Consider the following 23,600-nt stretch of genomic DNA (forward strand, 5'->3'; position numbering starts at 1 on the left):
CGCCGCGGCCGATGACTTCAGTTCCTCCAGCACCCGCAACAAATCCACCAGCTCATAGTCGGGCGCCTCCAATAGGTCGGCACCTGCGAGCGCGGCAGAGAAGCTTCGAACTCTCGCTGCGAGCTGCCGTCCAGGTTCGACTGGACTGCAGCCATTGCCAGCACTGACAGGAAGTGGATTCCCAGTGACACATGGAACATTGGTGTACATACCCCCTGAATTCCGTAGCGGTGGCGCCAGGGGCGGCTGGAATGATTCGAACATGTGTTCGAGTGTAGGGTCCCTCCCCTCGCACCAAAAGAGCGAACCTGCGGGTTCCAGTACTCGCCTTGAGCACCCGCGAGCGCGTGTAAGCTCGGCTTCCTTCGCAGGATCAAACCCGGCAGAGTACCTGGAGACTCTGGGGACAACTCATGGGCGAACCAGCCCAGCATGACGGACTGTGGAGGGGACAACGGTATGCACGAACGGCAGTGTTTTCATGGGGAACGTGTCCACACGCGTCCCGCAGTGGAGGCCCTCCTGAACTGCCCGGGCTCAGAACCCGTTCCCGGAACCTCGTCCAACCCGCCAGCTACCCGCAAACGCCGCGACAGCCACCAGTCCGAGCATCGGGAGGACAACCCACGATTCGGCAAGGAAGAAAGCCGCCAGGTACGCAGCGAAGGCCATTACACCGGTCGCTGCGGTCCGTGTCTCGCGGGTACGCAAAGCGAGTGCCAGAAGCGCCGCGCCATAGACCCCGCTATACGTCGTGCTCCACAGCAGAAGCGCCAGGAACGGTGCCGCGAAACCAAGCAAAGCCAGGGCGCCGCGCTGCCGCCGCACTTTGAAGCGGTTCTCCTTCCTGGCGACGAGGACATAGGCCGCGAATATCACCACTGCTGGAACTATCAGAGGCAGCAGACTCCAGAACGGATACAGCACCCCCGGAAAGAGGAAAGACAGGTCGGCGGGCTCCCACGGCGTCCTGAAGACGGCATTGCCACTCAGGACGTAGAGGAGGGACAACACCGTCCCGACGCCGACGGCGGACATCAGCGCAGCGCCGCTGTAGGCATCCGCAGCCACAGCGGAGCCAGCCGCTGATCCGATCTGATCGCCCGAACGCGCCCCCGGCTCACTCACCGAACTCTGGATCTGTCTCTCGTACCCCGGCATGGAGGGAAATCTAGCACGGAGGCCGGCAGCGCCCGACGGCGGCACCAGCGGACACGACCGGCGGCGCCCGCCTGGTCAACGTCCCGGTCAACGTCCCGGTCCGGCGGCCCACCCGACGAAACACCCCCGGGCACCACCCCGGGAAACACCCCCGGGAACCGCCCCCAAGAAACGGCCTATCCCTGCCACGCAGCAAGGAACCCGCCCCGCCCCCTGGCCAAGGACTAGTCTCAAAGCCCCGCAATCAGGAACACGAGGGCCAGCAGCGCGGGACCCGCCTGGATCAATGCTGGACGGAGCATCCGGGAGTCCTTCAGAAGCAGCACCACGCCGGCAAGCATCATGGAGGCAGCGGCGTAGCCGACGAGGGTAGCCCCTACGGCAACGTTCCCCACCCCCAGCAGGATGACGCCGAGGATCGCTCCCACGGCAAGGAAAAGATTGTAGAAGCCCTGGTTGTAGGCGAGCCCCTGGGTATGGGCCGCCTGTTCGCCGTTGGGAATCCGGAACAGCTCCATGGTCGCGGGGGCCGTCCACCGCATCGACTCAAGCACAAAGATGTACACGTGGATGGCAGCGGCAATGAGTGCGAAGACGGACGCGACGACGAGCATGGGTTCCTCCTACCGGTACCCGGTACCGGAGAACAGTGGACAGCAGGGACAGGCGCCCGGCGCCGTTTCCGGCTTCCCCTATGCTCGCATCCGGCACAGCCGGCCACAATGAGCCGCCGGCAACACGGACGCTCAGCAGAAGAACAGGCTGGCTGAATCCTAGCGGTGCTCAGACGGACGGCGGGTCCGGCCGATAGCTGTCTCCAACCATCCGGCCACGGTGTCCTCCCAGCGGGCAGGGTCAACGTTGTATTCGCGGGTATGCCCGCCCTGCGGGAAACGGACGAAAGTCACCAGGTCCGGATTCTTCTCCGCCAGGTCCGCGGAGGGACCCACGGGAACAAACTCGTCCCGCTCGCTGTGCACGATCAGCACGGGGGTCCGGATTTCCTCGGCCCGGGACACCCAGTCCATGCTCCGCAAATCCAGCGGTGCCGCGAGCCCGGTCAGTGTCCGTCCGGCAGCGTTGGAGATCAGCCACTGCCCCAGCCTGCCAACCTGCGCGGGAATCCGGTTCAGGCGCGCGTGGTGGGCCAGGACCTCCACCCAGTTCACTACCGGACCATCAAGCACCAGGGCACGGATGTGCCGCTTGAGCGGTGAAAGGTCCGCGGTCTGCAGCGCGATCGCTCCGCCCATGGACCAGCCGAAGAGCACGACGTCGCGTGCACCGTTCTCGAGCGCGTAGCGGATGGCTGCTTCGACGTCGCGCCATTCCGTCAGGCCCAGGCCGTAGCGGCCGTCGGAGGCGTAGGGGGCTTCGCCGTCGTTGCGGTAGGAAATCAGCAGGCTGGTCATGCCCGCGCGCCGGGCTGCACCCAGCCCGCGGATCGTTTCGGTGCGCTGGGCACCGCGGCCGTGGACCATGATGGCCCAGGTACCCGAATCGTCCAGCGAGCGCACCAGCCAGGCCGGCGCCGTGCCGTTCTCGACGTCGATCTCTACGTCCTCCTGCGGGAATCCGGCCGCTGAAGGCGACGGGTGAATGGCACCGGACCACCATCCCCGGACGGCCGAGGCGATGTCCCCCGAATAGACCTGTTCGACGTCGCGCTGCACGGTCCCTTCCCGCGGCACGTAGGAACGGATCTCGCCAATCCGGGCATGTCCCTCACCGCGGTTCCAATACAGGCCGTAGGTTCCGGGAACGGTCGTGTCCTCGTTGGCGGGCAGGATCACCTGCAGTCCGTGCGGTGAGTCGATCACCGCGAGGATTTCGAGGTTCTCATCCCGCTCCCGGCGGGGAGTGACTATTTGCCGCGCGAAGTAGACGGCCAGTCCCGACGTCGCAGCGAGCACGGCGGTGGACGCAGCAACGCCCATGCCGGCACCGAAAGCGGTCCATTTGACCCACGGCGGGGTCATTGCGGAGGAGGATTCGGTCACTTCGGAAGGAGAGAGAACCATGACTTCATTGTTACCGACTTTCCGCCGGCAGGGTAAACCCGGCTGGGCGACGTTCCGGGTGGCGCTGACGCCCGGAAAAGCTAGGCTGGCAGGATGAACCCTACGATTCTGGTGCTAACGGAAGAAACGCTGAACGAAGCCGATGCCCGCAACCTGGGTTATCTGGCGGAGGACAACCCGGTCCGGTTCGAAATCCTGGTACCGGCCGATCCCGGACGGAACATGCTGGTGGACGTCCTCGACAACCTCAGCCTGCTGGATTTCGCCGCTGCTTACCGCAACATCGCCGGGCCGCACCTGAGCGAGAAACAGGAGGTCAAGGCCGCTGAGCAGGAGCTCGCGGAATCTCTGGACCTGCTGCGCGGCCTGGGTTTTGACGCCGACGGGCGGGTCACAGGACAGAATCCGGTTGAAGCCGTGGTCGAGGAAGCGCGGCGCTCGCAGGCCCAGCAGGTAGTTGTCATCACCACTCCACACGCGGTGGAAGACACCTTCGGCACGGACTGGGCCAATGAAGCACAGGACCGCCTGGGCGTGCCGGTCCTGCACCTGTATTCGGGATCTACCTTCATCGGGGACTCCTAGGCAGACGGGAGGAACCCGGAGCCGGGATTTATTGGCCGGCTCCGGACGTTGCAGCGAACATGAGCACTAAAGGAACGAACAGTGAGGCGGCAATGAACAGCAGCAATGACACCGGTACTCAGTTCCCGGTCCAGAAGTCCGACGACGAATGGCGGGCCGAGCTGACTCCTGCCGAGTACCAGGTCCTCCGCCAGGCGGGCACGGAACGCCCGTACACCGGCGAATACTGGGACACCAAGACCGAGGGCGTCTACGCCTGCCGGGCCTGCGGTGCCGAACTGTTTACCAGCAGCGAGAAGTTCGATTCGCACTGCGGCTGGCCCTCCTTCTTCGCGCCGCTGGCCGAAGGCAAGGTTCGCTACCTGCATGACCGCAGCATGGGCATGGACCGCATCGAAGTCCGGTGCGCGAACTGCGACTCCCACATGGGACACCTGTTCGAGGGCGAGGGTTTCGACACCCCCACCGACCAGCGGTACTGCATCAATTCGATTTCCATCAAGCTGGTCCCCAAGGCCGCAGACGGGAACTGACCCCCGAGGGGCACGGTTGCCCCCCCGGCCATTGTGCCTCCCGATAGCCCGCCGTACGCTCGAATAACGCGCCGAACCCGTTTTCGGCCCAGCGTACGGCGGGTTTTTTGCTGCCCGCCCGTCTGGCCAGCCAGGAGCTGCAATGGGAACAGACCAGTACCACGAACCGCCGGCGGAGCTGTCCGCCGAGACCCGGACGTTTGCCAGGATGTGCGCCAGCCTGAGCGAGGAAGCCGAGGCGATCGGCTGGTACGTGCAGCGCATCTCCGTGGAGCCCGACGCCGAATCCCGGGCCATCATGCAGGACTCCCTCGGCGAGGAGTTCAAGCACTTCTCCATGGAACTTGAATTCCTGCTCCGCAGAACGCCCCAGTGGCGGGACATGGCACGGGGCATCCTCTTCACCGACGGCGACATCGTTGCCCACGGCGAAGCCTCGGAGGCAGCTGCAACCGACAGCGAGTAGGTCCGGAGCAGGAAGCTTTCCCCCTGCCGAACCCCCCGGAGGTGAATGGGCAATGGCACGGCCAACCATCCTGGACCGGTTCCGCCCGGTCGGCGCGCCCGGCCCCTCCGGGCCCGTAGGTGTTCCATCCACGGACCAGGAAGGCCCCGACGCCGAACTGCTGCCGGTCTTTGCCGCGCTCCAGCCGGATACCGAAGAAGGCAAAGCCCGCGTCGAGGCGGCCACGGCCCGCGCCGAGGAACTGCTGGCCGACGCACGGCGGCAGGCCGACGCCGACGTGGCCCAGGCGCGGCTTGATTCCGGGTCCGTCCGCGCCCGGGCCGCAGAAGAGGTAACCCAACGTGCCGCGGACCAGGAAAAGGAACTCCTTTCGGCGGCTCGGGACCGGGCCGATCGACTTGGGCGGGCAGCACGGGAACGGATTCCGGAGCTTGCCGCGAGGATCGCCGGCTCCATTGCCCGTGACTACCTCGGCGAAGACTCCCCCGACGCCGGACACGACGGCGGGACCGACGCCGGGCAAGGCAACAGCACACACACCGGGGACACACAGTGAGGTCCGACTGGGTGGCCGCATCTGTGCGTGCGAAGGCGATGGCACGCCGGCGGGCCGGGGCAGGACTGTGCCGGGAGGCTGCAGCCCTGGGCTCGCTGCCGCAGGCCCTGGGGCTCTTCGAACAAACCGGTTACGGCCCGGAACTCATCGCGAATCCGAACACCGCAACGGAGCGGACCCCCGCCAGGGCGGCATACGCAGCGGCAAGCGGCACGGAAGTTAGCCTGGCCGCTGCGCAGCACGCAACGCGCCGCAGCGTCCTGTGGCAGCTGCGCGTGCTTGCCGGCTGGCTGCCGGTCTCCGGAGCGCGGATGGTTCGGGCTGCCGGAGCCGTCTTCGAACTCGGGAACATCACAGTGCTTTCCCGGCGGCTCCGGGATGCCGAATCCGCCGAAAGGGATGACCCGCTGCGGCGCCGCGCGGCCCTCCCGGAGTACTTTGACCTGGGCGGACTTGCTACCGCTTGGCCGAGGCTCGCACGGGCGGGGACCTACTCGGAGCTGGTGGAAGCCCTGCGGACAAGCCCCTGGGGAGACCCGGGTACTCCGCAGGACCTCGCGGACACGCTGACGGTCGTCTGGCTCCGCCGGCTGGCGGCCAGTGCACCCCAAACCCGCCGCTGGATGGTGGCCGCCGCGGCGCTGCTGGCTGCCCGCCGCGTGCTCGCGGTACCCGGTGCGCAAGACACCGCAGGCGGCCGGATGGAACCGGGTAACCCCCCGGAAGGAAACCGCCTGAACACCCTGCTGCAGCCCATGATCGGCACGGCCTGGACCGAGGCGCAGGATGTGGCGTCCTTCCGCGCGGCGCTGCCCGCCGCAGCTGCCGGCGCCCTGTCCGGAATTGAGGACCCCGGTGAACTCTGGCGGGCCGAGGCGTCACTGCGGGCACAGGCCGAGGAGGAGGCGTTCGCCCTGCTGCGCTCCGGGCTGCCCGGCCCGGACATCGCCGTCGGGGCCATCACCGTCCTCGCCATGGATGCCTGGCGTGTCCGCGCGGCGCTGGCCGCCGCAGCTGCCGGCGGGGGCAGCGAGGTGCTCGATGCAGTGGCGTGAAACCCTCAGCCCCATCCGCATGGACCGTGTGGCGGTCATCGCCCCGGCGGACCGTACCCGTGACGCCCTGGAAGAGGTGGCCCGCAGCGCCGCCGTCGAACTTGAGCTTCCCTACACGCCCGGTGACGGGCCGGAGGAGATTGACCGCGCTGCCGGAGCGGCGGTGCAGAACGGCGCAGTAACCGGGCTGGTGGGTTGGGCGCCGTCGCGCCGGGTCCTTGAACTGCAGCAGGCGCTGAACCCTCTGGGCGCCGGCGTCGTTCCGCTCAAAGCGCCCCGCGGCGTCCAGCCGCCCACGCTGCTGACCGGAAATGAACACCGCACCCGGCAGGCGCCGAAATTTTCCCGCCTGCTCGTGGACACCTACACCACCGTGCCGTACGCCGACGTGGACCCGGCGAGGCTGGCCGGGCTCGCGTACGTGGTCATGTTCGGCATGATGTTCGGCGACGCCGGGCAGGGGCTGCTGCTGGTCCTGGCCGGACTGATCGTCCGCTCAGGCAGGATCGCGAAAATCCGCCGCTTCCAGCGGACCTGGCTCTTCATTTTCGGCGCCGGACTGGCGGCGGTCTTCTTCGGGGTGCTGTATGGGGAGTTCTTCGGCCCCACCCACGTTATTCCGGTGCTGTGGCTGGAACCGGTGGAGAATCCCGTGCCCCTGCTCATCGCCGCCTTGATTTTCGGTGCCGTGCTGCTCGCCTTCGCCTTCACCCTCGGCACCATCAACCGGGTGCGGGAAGGCGGCTGGGGCTATGCGCTCTATGCCCGCACAGGGCTCGCCGGCGCGTTGCTCTTCCTTGCCGTCGGCATGCTGGCGGGTGGGCTGGTTGCCGGCTGGACTCCCATGATCGTGGCCGCCGCCGTCCTGGCGCTGCTGGCGCTGGTGCTGATCTTCACCGGCCTGTTCGTGGAGGCGGGAGGAGGCGGCACCGGGACCATGCAGGCGTCCGTGGAGCTAGTGGATACCGTCATCCAGCTCGCCTCAAACCTAGTGTCCTTTACCCGGCTCGCCGCATTCGGCCTGACGCACGCGGCGCTGATGTCCATCGTCTGGCAGGGAACCACCGCGCTGTGGCATCCGGACTGGCGGGCCGTGCTGGCCGTGCTGGTGTTCCTTGTGGGTAACGCAATCACGTTCGCGCTGGGAGGCCTGGTTGCTGCGATCCAGGCCCTGCGGCTGGAGTACTACGAGCTTTTCTCACGCATCTTCACGGATGAAGGCCGTCCGTTCAAACCCTGGAGCCCCCGACTGCCCGAATCCGAGGCCTCCGGTTCGTCCACCACTGAAAGGCAAACGCCATGAATCCCTGGTTTGCCGGTATCCCCCTGGCACTGATCATCACCATCCTGCTGGCCGGAGGAGCGCTCTGGCTGCTCCGGCGCCGTCGGGGAGCAGGCATCAAGGTGATGCTCGGCGTGAACGGGCTGATCATGGCAGGAGCGCTGGCCCTGCTGGCCGCCGCCTTCGCGGCTGCACCGGCGTCAGCATCCGGCGGGGCCGCGGGAACAGCGGTTTCCATGGCCGCCGACGTATCCGACAGCTCCAGTGCCGCCCTGATCGGCGCCGCGATCGCCGTCGCGGGTTCCTCGATTGGTGCCGCAATCGCCGTGGCGTACACCGGATCGGCTGCGCTCGCAGCCATGAGTGAACGCCCGGAGATCTTTGGACGAGCCATGGTGGTGGTGGGACTGGCGGAAGGCATCGCGATCTACGGGCTGATCATCTCCATCATCCTGATCGGCCAGGCATGAGCGGCCGGGCGGTCATCGCCGCGCTGGGCGCGCCGGAGATACTGGCCGGGTATGAGCTCGCCGGCGCGCGGCTGGTCCCCGCGAAGACGGACGAGGACGTGCGGCAGGCCTGGTTCGCGCTCCCGGAGGACACCGCCGTCGTCCTCCTGACGGCCGACGCCGCTGCCGCCCTGGCCGGGCACCTGGACAATGCCGCTGCACCCCTGACCGTGGCGCTGCCCGCATGAGCAGCCTTCCGCGCACCGCCGCTCCCGCGCTGGCGCCCATCCGCGAGGCCATCCGTTCCGGCTCGGCAGCGCAGGCCCAAACCATCCTGGACACCGCCGAGCGCCAGGCAGCGGAAATCCGGGAACGCGGACGGTCGGAAGCAGGGCAAATCCGCAGCCGTGCCGAGGCGGACGGCCGTGAGGCGGCGCGGGCCGAGGCTGTGCTTCGTTCCGCCCGGGCGCGCCGCGAAGCCGGCAGGACGGTCCTGGCCCGCGAGGAGGAACTGCGCGAAGAACTGCGCCGCCAGGTCCTGGCCGAGGCGGCCAGGCTCCGCAGCGACCCGCGCTACCCCGCCCTGCTGGAGGCACTGCGGGACCAGGCCCGGCAGCTCCTCGGCGCCGGCGCGCGAACCAGCGAGGCCCCCGGCGGCGGCATCACGGCCAGCCTGGGCTCACGCAGCGTCGACCTGTCCCTGCCTGCGCTGGGCAGCGCAGCGCTCGAACGCTATGCCGGGGAGGTGCGTGACCTGTGGCAGGAGTAGGGACGGGAGGCACCGGCAACGGGGCCCAGGCCGGCGGGACGGGGCTGGTTCGGCGGGTCAGTGGACCGCTTGTTGAAATCAGCGGCCTCCCGGACGTCTCCATGCTGGAAGTGGTGGCACTGGGGCCTGACCGGATCTCCGCGGAGACGATTGCCGTCAACGGCAGCGACGCCGTGCTGCAGGCCTACGAATACACCGGCGGCCTCAAGGCCGGAGACGCTGCGGAAGGAACCGGGCACCAGCTTTCCGCCCTGCTCGGACCGCACCTGCTGGGACAGGTTTTCGACGGCCTGCTCCGGCCGCTGTCCTCCGCTCCCCTGTGGCTGAGCGCAGACCGGCAGGACGCCGCCGAGGACCGGCAGCTCCTGGACCGCCCGTGGAAGTTCGAGCCGCAGGCCACGGTCGGGGACACGGTCAGCCCGGGGCAGGTGCTCGGCACCGTTGCCGACGCGGGAAGCGTGCCGTTCCGGGTCACCGTGCCTCCGGGCGTAGAGGGGGAACTGACCTGGCTGGGCAACGGCCTGCTGCGTCCACTCGAACGCGCTGCCGTAGTGGGCGGGACCGATGTCAGCCTGGCCCAGCGCTGGCCCGTCCACCTCCCCCGCCCGGTCTCCTCCCGCCTCTCCGACGCCGTGCCGATGCACACCGGGCAGCGGGTCCTTGACCTGATGTTCCCCCTTCCCCGCGGAGCGGCCGCCGCTGTGCCGGGAGGATTCGGCACCGGCAAGACACTGCTGCTGCAGCAGATCGCCAAATGGTCCGACGCCGATGTGATTGTGTACGTAGGCTGCGGCGAGCGCGGCAATGAGATGGCGGATGTGCTCGATGGACTGGGCAGCCTGGAGGATCCGCGCACCGGCGGCGCACTCCTGGACCGCACCGTCATCATTGCCAACACGTCCAACATGCCCATGATGGCCCGGGAAGCGAGCATCAACACCGGGGTTACCGTCGCGGAGTTCTTCCGGGACATGGGCTACCACGCGGTGGTCATCGCCGACTCCACCTCGCGCTGGGCCGAAGCCCTGCGCGAGTTCGCCAACCGCAACGGTGACCTGCCGGCCGAGGAAGGATACCCGGCGTCGCTGGCATCCGAACTCGCAGCCTTCTACGAACGCGCGTCCCTGGCCATCACTCTGGGCGGGGGCACCGCATCCGTCACGGTCATCGGCGCCGTCTCTCCCCCGGGCGGGGACATGAGCGAACCGGTGACCACCGGAACCCAGCGCTTCGTCCGTTCGCTGTGGCAGCTGGACCGGGAGCTGGCCTATTCGCGGCACTATCCGGCCGTAAGCTGGCGCGGGTCCTTCTCCCGGGACGCCGACGCCCTGGGACGCTGGCACGCAGCCAACGGGGATCCGGAATGGGCCTCCCGCCGGGCCCGGGCCGGCCTCATCCTGGCCGAGGCGGACCGCCTGGCTGCCCTGGCCGAAATTATCGGAACGAACTCCCTGCCCGGCCACGAGCAGGTGGTGCTGCTGGGCGGGCGGCTGCTGCGCGACGGCGTGCTGGTGCAGAATGCGCTCAGCGCCAACGACGGCTACTGTTCCGCCGCCAAGGGCGCGGCCCTGCTGCAGGCCGTACTGGACACCGTAGACGCCTGCCAGGAACTGGTAGCCCGCGGTATTCCCCCGGCCACCGTCGATTCGTTCGATTTCTCCCCGCTGCTGCGCCTGCGCGAGTCCGCCGGGCCGACCGACGCCGACGGCGTCGCCGAGCGCGCCGCGGACTTCCTCGCCGGGCTAAAGGAGCTGCGATGACCGTGCCAAACCGCAACCTCGTTTCCCACCGCGACGTCCGCGAACTGCGCGGTCCGCTCATGGTTGTGGGCGACGCCGACGGCGTGGGCTGGGACGAGTTCGCCGGCGTCGACGTCGCGGGCGGCCCGGAACGGCATGCCCTGGTGCTGGAGGTCAACGGGGACCAGGCCCTGCTGCAGGTGCTTGAGGGCACCGACGGAATGCGCCTGGGCGGCATCTCGGTGCGTTTCCAGGGCAGGCCCCTGCACATACCGGTGGGACCGGAATGGCTTGGCCGGGTCTGCAACGGACGCGGTGAACCCCTTGACGGCGGCCCTCCGGTTACCGCAGACACCGTGGAGCCGGTGGGTGGATGGCCACTCAACCCGGTGTACCGGATCCCGCCGAAGGAAGCGGTCATCACGGGGATCTCCGCCATCGACGCCCTCACCACGCTGGTCCGCGGGCAAAAACTTCCCATCTTCTCCGTCGCCGGGCTGCCGCATCTGACCCTCGCCACGCAGATCGCCGCCCAGTCCCGCACCGGCGGCCGGAACTTCCGGGTGGTCTTCGCTGCCATGGGCATGACGCACGCGGACATCGCCTACATCCGGGACCGGCTGGAGGAACGTTCCGCGGCCGGGGAACTGGTGCTGCTGCTCAACGCCGCTGACGACCCGGTGATTGAGCGGATCCTCACCCCCCGGATCGCCCTGAGCATTGCCGAGCACCTGGCCTATGAGGAAGGCAGCGACGTCCTGGTGGTCATGAGCGACATGACCAGCTACGCCGAGGCCGTGCGGGAAGTCTCCGCCGCCCGCAAGGAAATCCCGGCACGCCGCGGCTACCCCGGCTACCTCTACAGCGATCTGGCGACCCTGTACGAACGCTGCGGACGTGTCCAGGGCAGGGAGGGGTCCGTGACGATCGTCCCGGTCCTGACCATGCCCTCGGGGGACATGACGCATCCGGTTCCGGACCTCACCGGCTACATCACCGAAGGGCAGATAGTGCTCTCCCCGGACATCAGCGCCCGGGACATCTACCCACCGGTAGACGTACTGTCCTCCCTCTCCCGGCTGATGCGTTCCGGGGCGGGCAAGGGCAGGACGCGGGAGGACCACCTGGATGTGGCGGCGCAGGTGCTCGCCGCCATGGCCAGGGCCCGGCAGGCTTCGGAACTGGCCGAACTCGTCGGTGAGGATGCGCTGGGTGAGGCGGACCGTGCCTACATAGCGTTCCGCTCGGCCGTGGAGGAGAAACTGCTGAACCAGGGAGTGGACGAGTACCGCTCCCTGGAGCAGACGCTCGGCCTGGCGTGGGAAGCCCTCGCCCTGCTGCCCCGCCGCGAGTTGAGCATGATCTCCAACGAAATGCTGGACAGATACCTCCCGGGACCGCTCGGAGGGGCCCGGCTGTGAGCGGGACCGGGCGGGCAGCACGGGCCGAAACCGAACGCCGGCTCGAGACGGCCCGGCGCGGGGCGGAGCTGCTGGACCGCAAGCAGCAGATCCTGCGGATCGCCATCGGCAACAGGGCCGAATCATCCGAGCAGAGCCTGCGGCGCTTCCACGCGGCTGCGGCCCGCGCGGCCCGCTGGCTGGGGCGGTCCCTGGCCCTGGACGGACTGGGACCCATCCGCGAAGCGGTGCCGGACACCCTTGCCGAGGCGGATATCCGCTGGGGCGGAGCCATGGGAATCGCCTACCCCGAGGGCGCCGCCGTCACACTGCCGCACCGGATGCCCTCCACGGGCTCCTCCGCGCTCGCCTACGCTGCCGCGGCACACCGGGAGGCGCTCGCTGCCGCCGTCGTCCATGCCGCCGATGAACGGGCACTGCTCCTGCTCAGCCGGGAACTCGCCGCGACCCGCACCCGGCAGCGCGCCGTCGAACACCGCTGGATACCGAAGCTGGAAGCGGACCTCGAACGGATCCTGCGCAGCCTCGCTGAACAGGAACTTGAGGAGAGCCTGCGGCTGCGGTGGGCGGCGGGTGCAATCTAGGCCGGGACATCCTCCCAGTCGAACGGCGTGACTTCTCCGCTGGCCCAGTCCTGCCGCAGAATGGCGTAGGCCACCGAGGCCACCCGGCTGCCTTCCGCCGTCGGCCAGCCCAGCCGGTAATGCGCTTCCTTCAGGAACCCGGCGCGCAGGAAAGTCCTGCGCATCGCCAGGTTGTCCTCCCGGGTCTGCCCCTCGAAACGCACCGCCTCCGGGAACCGCTCGAACACCAGGGCACACAGCGCCTTCAGGACTTCGGTTCCCCGTCCGCGGCCGCGGAACTCCTCCGCCAGCCGAAGGTCGAACATGGGGGTGTCCTCCTCCAAGTCGTCCAGCACCACCAGTCCGATCCGCTCCGGACCGTCCTCGATCCAGAATCCGATTGACTCCGGGCTCCAGAAGCGGCCCTCCTCCACCAGCTTCCGGGCGGATGCTTCGGTGTGCACCGGCAGGACGTGGAACGGGAAATGGTTGGAGGTCAGGAACCGGACCAGCGCGCGGGACTCATGGTCGGACTGCTCCATGGGCACAAAACTAATAGCCATGACGGAAGTCTAGGAGACGCGGCGGCGTTCAGCCGAGGCGTTCGATGATCGTGACGTTGGCCTGGCCGCCGCCCTCGCACATGGTCTGCAGTCCGTAGCGCCCGCCGGTGCGCTCCAGTTCGTGGAGCAGGGTAGTCATTAGGCGCGCACCCGTGGCGCCGATCGGGTGGCCCAGGGAGATCCCGCCACCGTTGACGTTTACCCTGGACATGTCTGCGTCCAGCTCCCGCTGCCAGGCCAGGACCACGGAGGCGAACGCCTCGTTGATCTCGATACGGTCCATCTGATCCAGGGACATGCCGGTGCGTTTGAGTGCGTGCCGGGTGGCTTCGATGGGAGCGCTGAGCATCATGACCGGGTCATCCCCGCGGGCAGAGATGTGGTGGATGCGGGCGCGTGGTGCCAGGCCGTACCGGCGGACGGCGTCTTCCGAGGCCAGCAGGAGCACTGCGGCGGCGTCCGAAATCTGCGACGACGTCGCGGCGGTCAGCTTGCCGCCGTCGCGCAGCGGTGCCAGGGATTCGATCTTCTCCCGGTTGGGCACGCGTGGGCCTTCGTCCGCCGTGATCCCGGCGACCGGGAGGATCTCGCGGTCGAAGCGGCCCTGGGCCTGGGCGGCAAGCGCCCGTTCGTGGGAGCCGACGGCGAAGTCCTCCATTTCGGCGCGGCTGAGGCCCCAGCGGTCCACCATCATTTCGGCGCCGATGAACTGCGAGATGGGATGCGTACCGTACCGGGCTTCCCAGCCCGCGGAACCGGCAAACGGGTTGGGGAAACCGAGCTCCGCCGCGGCCGTGTTGGCGAAGCCGATGGGCACCGCGGACATGTTCTGCACACCGCCGGCTATCACCAGGTCGCTGGTGCCGCTCATCACGGCCTGCGCGGCATAGGAAATTGCCTGCTGCCCCGACCCGCACTGGCGCTCGACAGTGGTTCCGGGCACCCGCTCGGAGAGCCCTGCGGCCAGCCAGGCGGTGCGGGCTATGTCCATGGCCTGCGGACCCACCTGGTCGATGCATCCCAGGATCACCTCGTCGAACTCATCGGATTCCAGTCCCGTGCGCCGCACCGTTTCGCCCAGGACGGCAGCGGCCAGGTCCGCCGGGTGCATCCCGCTCAGTCCCCCGCCGCGCCGTCCCACCGGAGTACGCAGCGCATCGATAATGAATGCCTCAGCCATGGCCGGCCCCTTTGCCGCTCGTTCGTCTGTGTCCTGCACCACGTTACCGCTCCGCTGCCGGAGCCCGCCGCGGAAACGGCTAGAATGGAAAGGCTGTCATCACGGGCAGCGCTGCCGCGGGCCCCCAGCCCCGCGGCCCTTCTTCCCACCACATGTGAAAGCAGCGGAGTGTCCCAACAGGTATCCACCACCGTCAGCGCCACCGCCACCAAGGAGATCCTCAAGGAGTCCGCCCGCCGGCGCACCTTTGCCGTCATCTCCCACCCCGACGCCGGCAAGTCCACCCTCACGGAAGCACTTGCCCTTCACGCCAGGGTCATCGGCACGGCAGGGGCCACCAATGGCAAGGAGAACCGCCGCGAAACGGTCTCCGACTGGATGCAGATGGAAAAGGACCGCGGCATCTCCATCAGCTCCACGGCCCTGCAGTTCGCCTACCGGGACACCGTCATCAACCTGCTGGACACCCCGGGCCACGCCGACTTCTCCGAGGACACCTACCGTGTCCTCGCTGCCGTAGACTGCGCAGTCATGCTGGTGGACGCCGCCAAGGGCCTGGAAACCCAGACCATGAAGCTCTTCGAAGTCTGCCGCGCGCGCAACCTGCCGATCATCACTGTCATCAACAAGTGGGACCGTCCCGGCCTGGACCCGCTGGCGCTCATGGACGAAATCACCGAGCGCACCGGCCTGGCCCCCATGCCGCTGACCTGGGCGATCGGCATCGCCGGCGACTTCCGCGGAGTCTGGGACCTGCAGAAGGACGAATACGTCCACTTCGAACGGCAGAACTCCGGCGCCTCCCTGGCCAAGGAAGAACACTTCACCCCGGAACAGGCACTGGAACGCGAAGGCGATGCCTGGACCGACTCCCTGGATGAGGCCGAACTCGTCATTGACGGCCGGGAATTCGACCGGGACGCCTTCCTCGACGCCAAGGCCACCCCCATCCTCTTCTCCTCCGCAGCCCTGAACTTCGGCGTCAAGCAGATCCTTGATGCCCTCGTGGACCTGGCCCCGTCAGCTGGACCGCGCGAGGACAAGGACGGCGGCCTGCGCCCTGTCGAGGCGCCCTTCTCCGGATTCGTCTTCAAGGTCCAGGCTGGAATGAACCGCGCCCACCGGGACCATGTAGCGTTCATCCGTGTCTGCTCCGGAATCTTCGAGCGCGGCATGGTGGTGACGCATTCAAACACCGGCAAGACCTTCGCCACGAAGTACGCCCAGCACCTGTTCGGCCGCGAACGTGAAGTGATTGACCAGGCGTACCCGGGCGACGTCGTCGGGCTCGTCAACGCTTCTGCTCTCCGGGTGGGCGACAGCCTGTATGTGGAGGAACCGGTGGAGTATCCCCCCATTCCGTTCTTCTCCCCCGAACACTTCCGGGTTGCCCGGTCCCAGGATCCCAGCCGGTACAAGCAGTTCCGGCGGGGCATCGACCAGCTTGAGCACGAAGGGATCATCCAGGTGCTCCGCTCCGACCGGCGCGGCGATCAGGCGCCCGTGCTCGCCGCCGTTGGCCCCATGCAGTTCGAGGTGGTGGAAGACCGCATGACACAGGACTTCAACGCCCCCATGCGCTACGAGCAGCTCTCCTACTCCCTCGCCCGGCTCACTTCCGCCGGTGCAGCGGAAATCCTCTCCAACGTGCACGGTGCCGAGGTACTGGTGCGCACCGACGGAGCGTTCGTCGCGGTATTCAATGACATCTGGGCGCTGCGCCGCGTGGAGAAAAACCACCCGGAGGTTCCGCTGGCAGTCATCGGCACGGAGTCACCGAACAGCCGCGGCTACTGACGAATACCCGAAGAACCGCTGGGCCAAATCCCGCAGCCGAAAGCGGGAAGCATAAGCGTTGCTTATTTGAACGCGCATCGAGGCTAAGTTTGCTTGATTTGTGGCTACGCTGGGGCCATCGCATCTTCCCGCGCCGGGGAGTTCGTGCAACCGGAAGGTCCCAGCCATGTCATCCACTGCTTTTTCCTCCCCCGCAGGCCAGCTCGCTGCCCCTGAGGACTCTGCCGCGTGGCTGCGCCTGAAGGACGCGGCGACCCGGTTCGCCCAGTTCCAGGAACAGGACGGGTCCGTGCCGGAAGAGCACCGGGACGCGGCGGCGCCGCTGCTGCAGTCCGCGCGGAACGCCGTAGCCGAACTGTCCCCGGCTTTCCCGCACGACGCCGAGTACCTGGACCTGGTGGTCCGGGACCTGGACCGCTGGCTGGAGGCAGGGCTCGGCGTGCCGGACTTCCTCGATTCCCTGCTGGCCTTCCAGCCGCAGCTTGACCGCACCGACGGCCTGCTCCACCTGGTGGTTTTCCCCATGTACACGCAGAACGGCTCCCGCTCCCGGCTGCTCGAAGCAGTACTGGTCGAGGTGATCTGGCCGGACTTCATCGCCGAGCTGGAAGCCGGCGAGTACTCGAACAAGCTCTTCGTCCCGATCCGCTTCCGCGACTTCACCCCCGGCTACGACACCAACTCGGCCGTCCTGTTTCCGGAAACCGTCGCCGTCCGCGAAACCCCGTCCTTCACCTGGGGCGCCATCTTCGCGGACCGGGAAGCCGCCCGGTTCCGCCGCGTCCTGCGGGCGGCCGCGGAAATCACGTCGCTGGAACTTCCCGAAGGTGCGGCCGACCTGCTGGACAGCCAGCAGCTCACCGAGGAAACCTTCGTGATGTGGGACCTCATCCACGACCGCACCCACATGCGCGGCGACCTGCCCTTTGACCCGTTCATGATCAAGCAGCGCATGCCCTACTTCCTCTACTCGCTGGAAGAGCTCCGCTGCGACCTCACGGCGTTCCGCGAGTCCGTCAGGATCCAAAAGGACGACGACGCCGATCCCAAGGCCCGCAGCACCGCACAGCTGGTGCAGTACGCGGTCATTTTCGACCGGATCTTCCGCTTCGCCATTACCGGCTCCCGGGTGCGCAACTATGACGGCCTCGGAGGACAGCTGCTCTTCGCCTGGATGCACCAGCACCGCGTGCTGCACTGGACCGACGGCAAGCTCAGCATTGACTGGGACGAGGCGCCCGCCGTCGTCGTCAAGCTGGGCGAGGAGATCGAGGACCTGTACTGGCGTTCGATTGACCGGCCGAAGACAGCGCACTGGCTCGCCGCGTACGCTCTGGTTTCCGGCACGCTGACACCCCACCCCGCCTCCCGCTGGGCCAAGGGTCCGGACGCGCTGCCGCTCGAGGGACCGCCCCGGGCACTGACGGACCAGGTGCTCGACGACGAATTCCCGCTGTCAATGTTCTACGAGGCACTGTCGAAGAAGATGGCACCTGTCATCGAATCGACCGCCGGAATCACAGGGAGCAGCACGCCATGAGCACAGCCGGAGCAGGGGATGCTGCCGGACTGCAGGGACTGAAGGTCCTGGTGGCCGGAGCCTCCTCCGCCTCCGGCACCGCGGTCTGCAAAGCGCTGGCCGGTGCAGGCGCGAGTGTGGTGGCCGTTGGCTCCAGTGCCGGGCGGCTGGCCGAGGCACTGGAGGATGTTCCCGGCGTCGAGCTGCGGACCTGCGACCTCAGCCGGCAGGGCGACGTGGACGGACTCGCCCGGGATCTGGCGGCCGAGGGCGGCGTGGATGGGCTCATCCACCTCGTGGGCGGCTGGCGCGGCGGCGGGACCCTCGCGGACCAGACCGATGAAGACTGGGATTTCCTGCAGCAGAACATCCTTACCACGCTGCGCAATGTCAGCCGGAGTTTCATCGGACAGCTTGCCACATCCCCGCACGGCCGCCTTGCCATCGTCTCTTCCACCGCCGTGGAGGCGCCCACGGCAGGGAACGCCGGGTATGCCGCTGCCAAGGCTGCGGCCGAGGCCTGGGTCCAGGCCATCGCCGCGGGTTTCAGCGGAACCCGGTCCGCCGCCGTCGTCTTCGTGGTGAAAGCCCTGGTCAACGAATCAATGCGCGCAGCAGCGCCGGAGCGGAAGTTCCCGGGTTACACCGGGGTGGACGAACTCGCTGCCGCGTCCGTGCGGCTCTTCACCTCCGACGCCGCACAAATCAACGGAAAGCGCATCAGCCTGGTGCCGCGCACCTGATCCGTTTTCGCCAATGCCCCACCTTGAGGAATACTGACACCCGTGACTGATACTGCTTCCCTGCATGACACTGCCCTGCGAGCCTTTGCCTCGGACAACTACTCCGGAGTCCACCCGGAAATCCTCCACGCACTCACGGCCGCGAACCTCGGCCACCAGGTCGCCTACGGGGAGGATGTCTACACCGCCAGGCTCCGCGAAGTCTTCACCGACCACTTCGGCAGCCGCATGCGTGCGTTCCCGGTCTTCAACGGCACCGGCGCGAACGTCATCAGCCTGCAGTCCCTGCTGCCCCGCTGGGGCGCGGTCATCTGTGCCTCCACAGCCCACATCAACGTAGATGAAAACGGCGCACCGGAGCGTGTTGGGGGCATGAAGCTCCTGACCGTCCCCACTCCGGACGGCAAGCTCACTCCTGAGCTGATCGACCGCGAGGCCTGGGGGTGGGGCGACGAGCACCGCGCCCAGCCGCTGGCAGTTTCCATCACCCAGTCCACCGAGCTGGGCACCCTGTACACCGTGGACGAAATCCGTGCCATCGCGGACCATATCCACGCCCGCGGCATGAAGCTGCACATGGACGGCGCCCGGCTGGGCAATGCCGCCGCGGCGCTGGGTGTGCCGCTGCGCGCCATCACCGCCGACGCCGGAGTGGACATCCTCTCGCTGGGCGGAACCAAGAACGGCATGATGTACGGCGAGTGCATCGTTGCCCTGGACCCGGATGCCGCCCCCGGCCTGGACTACCTGCGCAAGATGAACATGCAGCTTGCTTCCAAGATGCGCTTCGTCTCGGCCCAGTTCATCACCCTGTACGGCACGGACCTGTGGCAGCGGTCGGCATCCACCGCCAACGCCATGGCGGCCCGTCTGCGCGCCGCAGTGGAAAAGATCGACGGCATCACCCTGACCCAGCCCACCCAGTCCAACGCGGTCTTCGCGACCCTGCCGGCCGGCGTGGCGGATAGGCTGCGGGACAAGTTCCGCTTCTACGACTGGGACCAGGCCACCGGAGAGGTGCGCTGGATGTGCACCTTCGACACCACCGAAGCCGATGTGGACGCCTTCGCGGCAGCCATCGCAGAAGAGGTCGCAGCGGCCCGCTGAACCCGCACACTTTCGGTACGGGCCCTGCCTGCGTAAGGTGTAGCCACGTAACGAATAGGACACACCGGCGAGTCTGCGATCCCCGCAGGCGGGACCGCCGTAACCTTCGAGGGTGAGTGCGATTGGTGACCTGTCAGAGGTGCCCCCGGATTTCCTGACAGCCCTGGGGGCCCTGCGCCGGGCGAAATGCCGCCCGGAACTGCGGCTGGAAGAGATTCCGGCCCCCACTCGGCTGGCTCCGTTTGCCGTTTCCCTGGCCGCGGACGTCACTGCGTCCGGCCCGCAGCCGGTCAGCGGAACCTTCCACGGCCCGGTGGGGCCCGTCCTGCCGGAGAGCCGGGAACTGGCCACCGGCCGCTTCATCCTGCTGCATGATCCGGACGGAAGCGACGTCTGGAACGGAACCTTCCGGATCGTCACGTACATCCGCGCCGAACTTGAACCGGACATGGGAAATGACCAGATGCTCGGCTCCGTAGCGTGGACCTGGCTCGTGGATGCCCTGCAGGAGCACGGGGCGCGCTACTCCTCCGCCGGGGGCACCGCCACCCGGATCCTCTCCGAAAGCTATGGCACTCTTTCGGAGCGCAGCGACGCGATCGACATTGAGCTCCGGGCGTCCTGGACCCCGGACGGAGCCGACGTGCAGGCGCACCTCGAAGCGTGGTCGGACATGGTGTGCACCTTCGCGGGGCTGCCGCCCCTGCCCGACGGCGTGTCCCCGCTGCCGCGGAGACGGCTGAACTAGCCTCGTCCAGCCAAAGAAACAGGTATACGGCCAGTTCTCGATAGACTGAAGTTCTTATGACCGCGCAAACTTCCGGCAATCCGGCTTCAGAGCTGTCCGCAGACGAACCTGTTGCCGCACCCCTTCCCGTCCTTGATGCTCCGCGTGAGGGCGTCCCGCTTGTCATCGACACCTTCAGCGGGCTCGAGCGTGCTGCCCGTGCGCTGGCCGCCGGCACCGGCCCCGCCGGGGTCGACGCAGAACGCGCCTCCGGCTTCCGTTACGGCCAGCGGGCCTTCCTGGTGCAGATCCGGCGTGAGGGTGCCGGAACATGGTTGATCGATCCGGAACCCCTGCGGGACCTGAGCATCATCAACGAAGCGCTGTCCGGAGTTGAGTGGATCCTGCACGCTTCCACCCAGGACCTGCCCTGCCTGTCTGAACTGGGCATGTGGCCGGACAAGCTCTTCGATACGGAACTCGCCGCCCGGCTGGCCGGCCTCCCCCGTGTGGGACTGGCAGCCGTGATTGAGAACCTCCTCGGCTTCAGCCTTGCCAAGGAACACTCCGCCGCAGACTGGTCCACCCGTCCGCTGCCCGAGCCCTGGCTGCGCTACGCCGCCCTGGACGTGGAGGTGCTGGCCGAACTCCGCGAGGAGCTGATCAAGCTCCTGGAAGCGGACGGAAAGCTTGCCTTCGCTGAGGAGGAGTTCGAGGCGATTCGTACCGCGGATCCCGCACCGCCGCGCACCGATCCGTGGCGCCGCACGTCCGGGATGCACCAGCTGCGCGACCGCCGCCAGCTGGCCGCAGTACGCGAACTCTGGACGGAACGTGAGCACCTCGCCGAGCGGCGCGACACCGCGCCGGGCCGGCTGATTCCGGACGCTGCCATTGTGGCCGCTGCCAGGGCCATGCCCTCGACCGTGCCGCAGCTGCTCTCCACGCCGGGCTTCCATGGCCGTGCCGCCCACAAGGAAGCACCGCGGTGGCTGCGCTGCATCGCTGCGGCACGGGAGACGAAGGACCTCCCGCCGCTCCACATTCCCACCAACTCCCCGCCGCCGCCGCGCGTCTGGGCCAGGAATGACCCTGCCGCAGCTGCGCGCCTGCTCACCGCCAAGCCCCGCCTCGCTGCCGTGGCGGAACGCCTGGACATGCCGGTTGAGAATCTGCTGACCCCGGACCACCTGCGCCGGGTGGCCTGGCGTCCGCCGTCCGTGATCGACCTGGACACCGTGACTGCCGCCCTGCGGGAACTGGGCGCACGCGAATGGCAGATCCAGCAGACCGCCGCGGTACTCACCGTCGCGTTCCTGGACCCGGATCCGCTGCCGGAGAAAGAGAAGGACTAGCTACTGCAGGCGCAGGAGCTTGTCGGGATTCCGCATGGCATAGACCCCGGTCACCAGGCCGTCCTGCCGTTCCAGCTGGAAGACGGTGGTTACCGTACCGTCCTCGCGGAAGGCCACGGCGGGCAGCCCGTTCAGCTCGACGAACTCCGGGGCCGCATCCGCACCGAATTTGGCAGCCAGCCCGAGCAGCAGGGCGGCAACCTTCTCCTGACCGTAGACCGGCCGGCGGGCGGCGCTGACTATGCCGCCGCCGTCGGAGTGCAGCACGACGTCCGGTGCGAGGACCTCCAGCAGCGCCTGGATCTGCCCCGTCAGCGCAGCCTGCAGGAAACGTTCGACGGCGGCACGGTGCTCTGCCTTGTCCGGCGGGTTCCGCGGCACACCGGACCGCACTCTTTCCCGTGCCCGGTGTACCGTCTGGCGGACGGACGCCTGGGAGGATTCGAGCACCTCCGCTATTTCGGCGTAGCCGAAGCCAAAAATGTCCCGGAGCACCAGGGCCACCCGTTCCGGCCCGCCCAATTGCTGCATCAGTACCAGCATTGCGGTGGACACATCGGCTCCGGTCAGCGCCGAGGCCTCCGGGTCGTAGGGCCCGGGCGCATCCTGGCCGGTAGGCAGCGGTTCCGGCAGCCACTCCCCCGGATACTCTTCCCGCCGCCGGGATGCCGCACGGACGGCGTTCAGCGCCTGCCGGGACGCAACCCTGGCCAGGTATGCCCGCGGGTTCCGCGGCACACCGCTAGCCGCTGAGTACCGCAGCCAGGTTTCCTGCACCACATCCTCGGCGTCGGAGACGGAACCGGTCACGTCGTAGGCAATGGTGAAGACCAGCCGGCGGTGGGCCAGGAACTCCCGTTCCCGCTCCGCGCTCATACCTGCTGCATCACCGGTGATACCGGCTTCATCCGCGGGCCCGCCGGCCATGTGTATCCTCCGCTTCGCTTGGCTTCGCCGCGGATCCACCGTAGTGTCATGCGGCACAGTACTTCTTTTAGCATCGCAGCGGCTTTTCCGTGAAGGTGGATCCGCCGCGGTGTGTACCCGGCATGGAGTAGCTGGACAGCGCCGTCGGACCGGCCGAGCGAGACGCACTGCCCCAGGAAGCCGCTGCTGTGCGCCGGAAGCGGCGCCCCGGCACGCGACCGCAGGATGTTCGATGCCGCTTCGGCACCCATCGGCATCGCTGTGGCACAGGTCTGCGGAAGGTAGCCGTAGCCGGGAGCCGTGATGACGGCTGCGTCGCCGGCACCGAAGATCCGCCCGTGTCCCGGAACGCGCAGCGACGAATCCACCGTGAGCCGGCCCGCGGAGTCGACGGGCAGCCCGCTGCGCGCTGCGAGGTCGGGGACTCCGAATCCGGTGCACCACAGGACCGCCGCGGCAGCCGGGACGTTACCTTCCTTCACAGCCTGCTGCCGAACCGCAATTCCCGCCCGCTGCAGGCTGCGCAGCACTCCCGCGCGCGCCCCTGCGGAAAAGTGCGGCACCACCAGTCCGGCGGCATAAAGCGTCACCGGATTCCCCGGATGTGCCCGCGCCGTTTCGGCGGCAAGTTCGACAGCAGTCAGGCCGCCGCCCACCACTGCGACGGCGTCTCCCGGCTGCAGGGTGCTGAGCCGCTGCCGCGCAGCTCGGGCCCCGTCCAGCCGGTCGGGTGCCAGTGTTCCCGCAGGGACGGAACTGCTGCCGCTGCCCACGGCGTAGACGAGCCAGTCATAGTCCAGGTGAGTTCCGCCGGAGAGCTGGACCCGGTGCTCTCCGGCATCGATCTTCACGGCCGTTCCCCGGATTAGTTCCACGTCCGGGTGCAGCAGACTGCTGAAGGACACCGTCGCGTCGGCCCTGGTGCCTGCAGCGAACTCGTGCAGTCGGATCCGCTCGGTGAAGCGCGGCTCGGGAGTAGCCAGGCGCACCCTGATGCCGTGCCCGGCCAGACGGTTGGCTGCCATGACGCCGGCATATCCGCCGCCGAGGATTACTGCTGTGGTGTCCATTGGATTTCCTCC

General features: G+C 67.9%; 26 protein-coding genes. 18 read left to right on the forward strand and 8 right to left on the reverse strand.

What is annotated here, in order from left to right:
• From ACSLGO_RS12680 to ACSLGO_RS12695, 4 genes are all read right to left on the reverse strand, one after another.
• On the reverse strand, positions 1-264 hold a 264-nt coding region (locus ACSLGO_RS12680; RefSeq protein WP_436401239.1), incomplete at its 3' end, for a hypothetical protein.
• A gap of 273 nt (positions 265-537) precedes the next feature.
• Positions 538-1,161 carry a hypothetical protein gene (locus ACSLGO_RS12685; RefSeq protein ID WP_436401240.1) on the reverse strand — a complete coding sequence of 208 codons (624 nt, stop codon included), beginning with the start codon at positions 1,159-1,161 and terminating at the stop codon, positions 538-540.
• Positions 1,162-1,391: 230 nt separating this feature from the next.
• Positions 1,392-1,775 (reverse strand): DUF1304 domain-containing protein, encoded by a 384-nt coding sequence (locus ACSLGO_RS12690; RefSeq protein ID WP_436401241.1) that lies wholly within the window; start codon positions 1,773-1,775, stop codon positions 1,392-1,394.
• A gap of 159 nt (positions 1,776-1,934) precedes the next feature.
• Entirely contained in the window at positions 1,935-3,182 is a 1,248-nt protein-coding gene (locus tag ACSLGO_RS12695; protein ID WP_386916463.1) for an alpha/beta hydrolase, read from the reverse strand.
• Between the two features lie 93 nt (positions 3,183-3,275).
• Between ACSLGO_RS12695 and ACSLGO_RS12700 the strand changes: the two genes are divergently transcribed.
• The 12 genes from ACSLGO_RS12700 to ACSLGO_RS12755 all read left to right on the forward strand — a co-directional run bounded on the left by ACSLGO_RS12700 (position 3,276) and on the right by ACSLGO_RS12755 (position 12,621).
• Positions 3,276-3,767, forward strand: a complete 492-nt coding sequence (locus ACSLGO_RS12700; protein ID WP_152274354.1) for a hypothetical protein — start codon at positions 3,276-3,278, stop codon at positions 3,765-3,767.
• A gap of 92 nt (positions 3,768-3,859) precedes the next feature.
• Entirely contained in the window at positions 3,860-4,300 is a 441-nt protein-coding gene (gene msrB, locus ACSLGO_RS12705) for a peptide-methionine (R)-S-oxide reductase MsrB (protein ID WP_152274590.1), read from the forward strand.
• 142 nt (positions 4,301-4,442) lie between these two features.
• The gene (locus ACSLGO_RS12710; protein WP_091605367.1) at positions 4,443-4,766 is read left to right on the forward strand and encodes a ferritin family protein; all 324 of its coding nucleotides are present in this window, start codon (positions 4,443-4,445) and stop codon (positions 4,764-4,766) included.
• A gap of 52 nt (positions 4,767-4,818) precedes the next feature.
• Positions 4,819-5,322, forward strand: coding sequence for a hypothetical protein (locus ACSLGO_RS12715; RefSeq protein WP_436401242.1), 504 nt, complete (start codon positions 4,819-4,821; stop codon positions 5,320-5,322).
• Between the two features lie 11 nt (positions 5,323-5,333).
• Positions 5,334-6,377, forward strand: coding sequence for a hypothetical protein (locus ACSLGO_RS12720; protein ID WP_176697592.1), 1,044 nt, complete (start codon positions 5,334-5,336; stop codon positions 6,375-6,377).
• Entirely contained in the window at positions 6,364-7,680 is a 1,317-nt protein-coding gene (locus ACSLGO_RS12725; protein ID WP_436401243.1) for a V-type ATPase 116kDa subunit family protein, read from the forward strand. Before ACSLGO_RS12720 ends, ACSLGO_RS12725 begins: the two co-directional genes overlap by 14 nt.
• Positions 7,677-8,129, forward strand: a complete 453-nt coding sequence (locus tag ACSLGO_RS12730) for an ATP synthase subunit C (RefSeq protein WP_325786403.1) — start codon at positions 7,677-7,679, stop codon at positions 8,127-8,129. The genes ACSLGO_RS12725 and ACSLGO_RS12730 overlap by 4 nt, the downstream gene beginning before the upstream one ends.
• Positions 8,126-8,356 carry a hypothetical protein gene (locus tag ACSLGO_RS12735; protein ID WP_436401244.1) on the forward strand — a complete coding sequence of 77 codons (231 nt, stop codon included), beginning with the start codon at positions 8,126-8,128 and terminating at the stop codon, positions 8,354-8,356. Before ACSLGO_RS12730 ends, ACSLGO_RS12735 begins: the two co-directional genes overlap by 4 nt.
• Positions 8,353-8,877 (forward strand): hypothetical protein, encoded by a 525-nt coding sequence (locus ACSLGO_RS12740; protein ID WP_277664555.1) that lies wholly within the window; start codon positions 8,353-8,355, stop codon positions 8,875-8,877. Before ACSLGO_RS12735 ends, ACSLGO_RS12740 begins: the two co-directional genes overlap by 4 nt.
• Positions 8,865-10,637: a V-type ATP synthase subunit A gene (locus ACSLGO_RS12745; protein ID WP_436401245.1), complete on the forward strand. Its 1,773-nt coding sequence runs from the start codon at positions 8,865-8,867 to the stop codon at positions 10,635-10,637. Before ACSLGO_RS12740 ends, ACSLGO_RS12745 begins: the two co-directional genes overlap by 13 nt.
• Positions 10,634-12,037: a V-type ATP synthase subunit B gene (locus ACSLGO_RS12750; protein ID WP_436401246.1), complete on the forward strand. Its 1,404-nt coding sequence runs from the start codon at positions 10,634-10,636 to the stop codon at positions 12,035-12,037. The genes ACSLGO_RS12745 and ACSLGO_RS12750 overlap by 4 nt, the downstream gene beginning before the upstream one ends.
• Positions 12,034-12,621, forward strand: a complete 588-nt coding sequence (locus tag ACSLGO_RS12755) for a V-type ATP synthase subunit D (RefSeq protein WP_325786408.1) — start codon at positions 12,034-12,036, stop codon at positions 12,619-12,621. Before ACSLGO_RS12750 ends, ACSLGO_RS12755 begins: the two co-directional genes overlap by 4 nt.
• Here the strand turns inward: ACSLGO_RS12755 and ACSLGO_RS12760 are convergent.
• Entirely contained in the window at positions 12,618-13,163 is a 546-nt protein-coding gene (locus ACSLGO_RS12760; RefSeq protein ID WP_277664551.1) for a GNAT family N-acetyltransferase, read from the reverse strand. The genes ACSLGO_RS12755 and ACSLGO_RS12760 overlap by 4 nt on opposite strands.
• Before the next feature lie 28 nt (positions 13,164-13,191).
• Positions 13,192-14,343, reverse strand: a complete 1,152-nt coding sequence (locus ACSLGO_RS12765; RefSeq protein ID WP_436401247.1) for an acetyl-CoA C-acetyltransferase — start codon at positions 14,341-14,343, stop codon at positions 13,192-13,194.
• A gap of 168 nt (positions 14,344-14,511) precedes the next feature.
• On the opposite strand from ACSLGO_RS12765, the gene ACSLGO_RS12770 reads away from it, so the two are divergent.
• The 6 genes from ACSLGO_RS12770 (at position 14,512) to ACSLGO_RS12795 (ending at position 21,591) form a co-directional block, all read left to right on the forward strand.
• A complete protein-coding gene (locus ACSLGO_RS12770) occupies positions 14,512-16,140 on the forward strand; it encodes a peptide chain release factor 3 (RefSeq protein ID WP_152274344.1) in 1,629 nt (542 codons plus the stop codon).
• 166 nt (positions 16,141-16,306) lie between these two features.
• Positions 16,307-17,680 (forward strand): DUF6421 family protein, encoded by a 1,374-nt coding sequence (locus ACSLGO_RS12775; protein ID WP_325786411.1) that lies wholly within the window; start codon positions 16,307-16,309, stop codon positions 17,678-17,680.
• Positions 17,677-18,402: an SDR family NAD(P)-dependent oxidoreductase gene (locus ACSLGO_RS12780; protein ID WP_325786412.1), complete on the forward strand. Its 726-nt coding sequence runs from the start codon at positions 17,677-17,679 to the stop codon at positions 18,400-18,402. The genes ACSLGO_RS12775 and ACSLGO_RS12780 overlap by 4 nt, the downstream gene beginning before the upstream one ends.
• A 42-nt stretch (positions 18,403-18,444) precedes the next feature.
• On the forward strand, positions 18,445-19,509 hold the full coding sequence (locus ACSLGO_RS12785; RefSeq protein ID WP_386887557.1) for a threonine aldolase family protein: 1,065 nt from the start codon (positions 18,445-18,447) through the stop codon (positions 19,507-19,509).
• 121 nt (positions 19,510-19,630) lie between these two features.
• Positions 19,631-20,257: a DUF3000 domain-containing protein gene (locus ACSLGO_RS12790; RefSeq protein WP_091605972.1), complete on the forward strand. Its 627-nt coding sequence runs from the start codon at positions 19,631-19,633 to the stop codon at positions 20,255-20,257.
• A 56-nt stretch (positions 20,258-20,313) separates the two neighbouring features.
• The gene (locus ACSLGO_RS12795; RefSeq protein WP_325786414.1) at positions 20,314-21,591 is read left to right on the forward strand and encodes an HRDC domain-containing protein; all 1,278 of its coding nucleotides are present in this window, start codon (positions 20,314-20,316) and stop codon (positions 21,589-21,591) included.
• Here ACSLGO_RS12795 and sigJ read toward each other — a convergent pair whose 3' ends face one another.
• Positions 21,592-22,467, reverse strand: a complete 876-nt coding sequence (gene sigJ, locus ACSLGO_RS12800) for an RNA polymerase sigma factor SigJ (RefSeq protein WP_091605974.1) — start codon at positions 22,465-22,467, stop codon at positions 21,592-21,594. It abuts the gene before it with no gap.
• Positions 22,464-23,588, reverse strand: a complete 1,125-nt coding sequence (locus tag ACSLGO_RS12805) for an NAD(P)/FAD-dependent oxidoreductase (protein ID WP_436401248.1) — start codon at positions 23,586-23,588, stop codon at positions 22,464-22,466. The genes sigJ and ACSLGO_RS12805 overlap by 4 nt, the downstream gene beginning before the upstream one ends.
• Positions 23,589-23,600 lie beyond the last annotated feature (12 nt).

Source organism: Arthrobacter sp. IK3, assembly GCF_051337705.1.
GTDB classification, from domain to species: Bacteria; Actinomycetota; Actinomycetes; order Actinomycetales; family Micrococcaceae; genus Arthrobacter_B; species Arthrobacter_B koreensis.